General features: G+C 67.2%; 3 protein-coding genes. All 3 read right to left on the bottom strand.

Translation table 11 applies throughout. The features are described from left to right. A partial coding sequence (locus RMO40_RS11625; RefSeq protein WP_309720941.1) for an HDOD domain-containing protein occupies positions 1 to 1,089 on the bottom strand: 1,089 nt, incomplete at its 3' end. Positions 1,090 to 1,110: 21 nt separating this feature from the next. Then, a complete protein-coding gene (flgL, locus tag RMO40_RS11630; RefSeq protein ID WP_309720945.1) occupies positions 1,111 to 2,304 on the bottom strand; it encodes a flagellar hook-associated protein FlgL in 1,194 nt (397 codons plus the stop codon). Positions 2,305 to 2,344: 40 nt separating this feature from the next. Then, on the bottom strand, positions 2,345 to 3,778 hold a 1,434-nt coding region (locus RMO40_RS11635; protein ID WP_309720948.1), incomplete at its 5' end, for a FlgK family flagellar hook-associated protein.

Consider the following 3,778-nt stretch of genomic DNA (forward strand, 5'->3'; position numbering starts at 1 on the left):
CGCCTGCACCAAGGCAAAGTACGGTTGATACGGGCCTGACCCGTCGACCAGCGCCTGGTACACCCGCTCGGGCACGGGAATGGTTTTCAGCAGCTCGGAGAACGGCTGCTTGAACATGCGGTCGAGCAAGGAGAACACGCCACAGATGAACATCTCGTTGCGCATCTCTTCGTCGCCCGACGAGCGCACGAGCTCTTCCATCAGCAGGCCGCGTCGCACCGCCGCAAACATCACTGGCTTCATGTTGCCGTCCTTGCCGGCCGTGGCCAGCAACAGCGCCAGCCAGCGCTTGAGGCGCTGGTAGCCGAGCATCATGATGGCGTGGCGGAACGAGCTGATCTCCACGCGCAGGCCGAAGGCCGGCGAGTTGATGTAGCGCATCAGCTTGAACGCCAGCGACGGGTCGCGCTTCAAGGTGCCTTCGAGTTTTTCGATCGGTTCTTCCTTGTCGACACGCTGGATCAGCTCGACGATCACCTGCAGGTCTGTCTGCGGTTGTTTGCCCTTGGCCAGACTCATGTTGATCACGTCGTCGATCGGCCAGCCGAGCACGGCAGCCGCGCCTCGGGCAAAGCTGCCCTCGAGCTCGGCCAGGGTGCGCACACCCGCTTGCACGTGAGGGATGTTGCGCTCCACACCGGCCGGCGCCGTGGCGCTGGTTTCATTGATGCGGCGGTCGTCGGCGAGGTCGATGACGGAATAGGTGAAACACGGCAGCACCTCGCGCGGCAGCTCCTTCAGCGGGCGGCCCTTGATCAGCAGCACCGTGCCGGCGGCGTGCAGGTTTTTCAGCGCCTCGATGTTGGCCGGGTCGACGGCCATGAAGGCCGGCACTTCGACCATCAGGTTGGGCGAGGGGGCGGCGCGCAGCAGGTCTTGCAGCAGGTTTTCGCTCAGCACGTTGAGCGAGGCCTTGCCGCCGTTGGCCGGCCAGACGCCGCCCACGGCGTGCAGAAGTTGCGCCACATCGGGCGTGGCTTCGGGGTGCAGCGGAAACACCGTCAGGCGGGTGGCCGACACGGCGCGGCTGCGGTCGATGAAGGGGGAGTAACCGAGGGCGACCTGGCCCAGGATGTTGTTGTCGTTCACGCGCCGCGCCCCTTGGAGGAATCAGGTGATGTAGTCGAAGAGCGACATCTTCTGCACCAACGAGTAGCTCTTGAGCGCTGCATCGTATCCCGTTTGTTTGTTCTGGAAGTCTGAAATCGCCTTCACCATGTCCAGGCCTTCGGCGTTGTTGCGGTCGGTCTGGCTGGCCAGTCGCAGGTCGTCGAGGCGGCCGGTGGCGCTGTCGATGCGGTTGAGCGTTTCACCGACCTGCGCGCGCACCGATTGCATCTGCCCCATGGCGGCGTCAACAGCGGCGAGGTAGGTCGAGTTGCTCTGCGTGATCTGCGAGGCGGTGCGCAACGGCGTGTTGAGCGCCGCCACCGCGTTGTCGAGCGCGGTGAAGATGTTGAGGTCGGCGGTGGAAGGGGTGAGGTCGAACTGGTCGGCGTCGGCCGGCACGCCGGTCACGGTGGCCGACAGCCCGTCGAATTCGATCGCGCGGCCCGACACATAAGGCACGCCAGCAATGGCCGTGCCCGCACCGTCTTGCAGCACCGAGTAGGTGACCACGCCGGCGGTGTTGCTGAAGACGATGCTGTAGCTCGAGCCCGTGAGCGCGCTCGGGTCGGTCACGCGGCCGGTGTCGACCCACGCGCGGCCGGTGCTCACGGTCGGGGTGGTGACAAAAACGCCATTGCCGGTGCGAGCGCTCATCCAGGCCGCACGGCCATCGACGGTGAGCGGCAGCGGGTCGCCTGAGGCGGCATCGATCTGGCCCGACGTGCCCTGGTAGCTGACACCCCCGGCCGCGTCGAGGAACGGTGCGCGGTCAGCCGCCTGCCCACCAAACAGGTAGGTGCCCGAACCGTCTTGCCGATTGGCCACGGTCAGCAGCTGGTCGCGCAGGCCGGCGATCTTGTCGGCTTGCACACGGCGCTCGCGGTCGCTGTAGCTGCCATTGCCGGCAGCCACCATGGCCTCGCGGATCTGTTGCAGCAGGTCGCTCGCGTCGCCCAGTGCGCTTTCGGCCAGGGTCATGGCGTTCTGGCTGGCGTTGACGGCGCGCTGCGTCGCGTCGGTGTGCAGCTCGGCGGCCAGCGCCCGCTCGGCGCGCGCGGCGGCGGCCGGGTCGTCGCTTGCGCGGTTGACGCGTTTGCCGGTGGTGAGCTGCTCTTGCGCCGCGGAAAGCGCGGTCTGGCGGCGGACGAGGGAGTCGACCGAAGCATCGAAGGTGTTGGCAGTGCTGATGCGCATGGTGTGTCTCTTATGTCAAAGCGGCTCAAGTCAAGGCAGATCAGCTGCCGGTGGTCCGCAACAAGGTGTCGAACACATCTCGGGCCACCTGCAACATCTTGGCGGCCGCCTGGTAGCTCTGCTGGAACTGGATCAAGCGGGCGGCCTCTTCGTCGAGGTTCACACCCGCCTTGTTCACACGCGCCGTCTCGGCGGTGGAGGCAATGGCGCTGGAGATGCCCGACGACGATTTGGCGCTTTGCACCCGCACGCCGATGTCGGACAGCGCGCTGGCGTAGGCGTCGGTGATGCTGAGGCCAGGAACCCGCGTGCCGTCGGCCAGGGTCTGTGCGCCCACGAAGGGCGAGCCGCCCAGCGCCACGAAAGACACCGCATTGCCGTTGTTGGAGGCCGCCGACGTGGTCGGCGCCACGTCGATGCGGTCGCCCGTGCGCGGCACGCCGTTGAGCTGCAGTGCAAAGCCGTTGAGCGTGATCGGTGTGCCGGCGGTCCAGGTGCCGGTGCCGCTCGACACGACAGCGTTGCTCGCGTCGACCATGTCGAAGCTGTAGTCGCCGGTGTCCGAGGTGAAGGTGAGGCGCGCAGTGAGCGTGGCGTCATACGCCGTCGGGTCGGCCAGCCCGAGCGAGGCCATCGAGGCCGTGCCGGTGTTGGTGACGGCGAAACTGCCGGTCACGGCCGAGGCTGCGGCGAGGCCGCGCGGGTCGGTCATCACGGCGCGCATGTCGACGGCTGCGGGGCCGGCGGCTTGCAACAGAAAACGATCGCCCGCCGAGGCGGTGCCGGAGTTGAGCTGCAGCGTGAGGCCTTCGACCTGCACACCGGCCGCCAGGGCCGCGGGTGAAAAGGGGCTGCCGGTCACGGTGTTGCCATCCGACAGGCGGGTGAGGCGGTAGTCGCTGCCATCGAAGCGCAACTCGTAGTCGCTGGCCTGAACGTGGGTGAAGTCGCTCACCGCAAGGCCGAACACCGCATCACCGCCATTGGCCGAGGCCGGCAAGCTGCGCGGCGCACCGACTGAAAACAAGGGGGAGCCGGCGCTCGCCGGCTGGCGCGCGTCCAGGCCCAGGGCCTGCTGCTGGTTGATCGCGCCGCTGACGGCCACGGCCATCTGGCCCAGCAGGTTGCGCGCGGCGGTGAGGTCTTCGTTCTGGAAGCGCACCAGGCCCGAAATCGTGCCGCCGGTGATGCTTTCTTGCGGCACCAGCCGATCGATGCCGCCTTCTCGCAGCGCGAGCTGGGTCTTCGACGGGTCGTACAGGTCGGGCGCACCGCGCAACACATTGGCCGAACCGCCCAGCACCAGCGACATGCCACCGCCGATGAACAAGCCCACGGTGTTGTCGTCGGCCTGGATGGTGGAGACGTTGATGTAGCTGCTGATCTCGCTGATGAGCAGGTCGCGCTCGTCGAGCAGGTCGTTGGGCGCGTGGCCACTCCCCTTGAGTGCCGAGATCTGCTTGTTCAGCTCGGC

The sequence above is a fragment of the Rhizobacter sp. genome (assembly GCF_031412075.1).
Taxonomy (GTDB): Bacteria; Pseudomonadota; Gammaproteobacteria; order Burkholderiales; family Burkholderiaceae_C; genus Rhizobacter.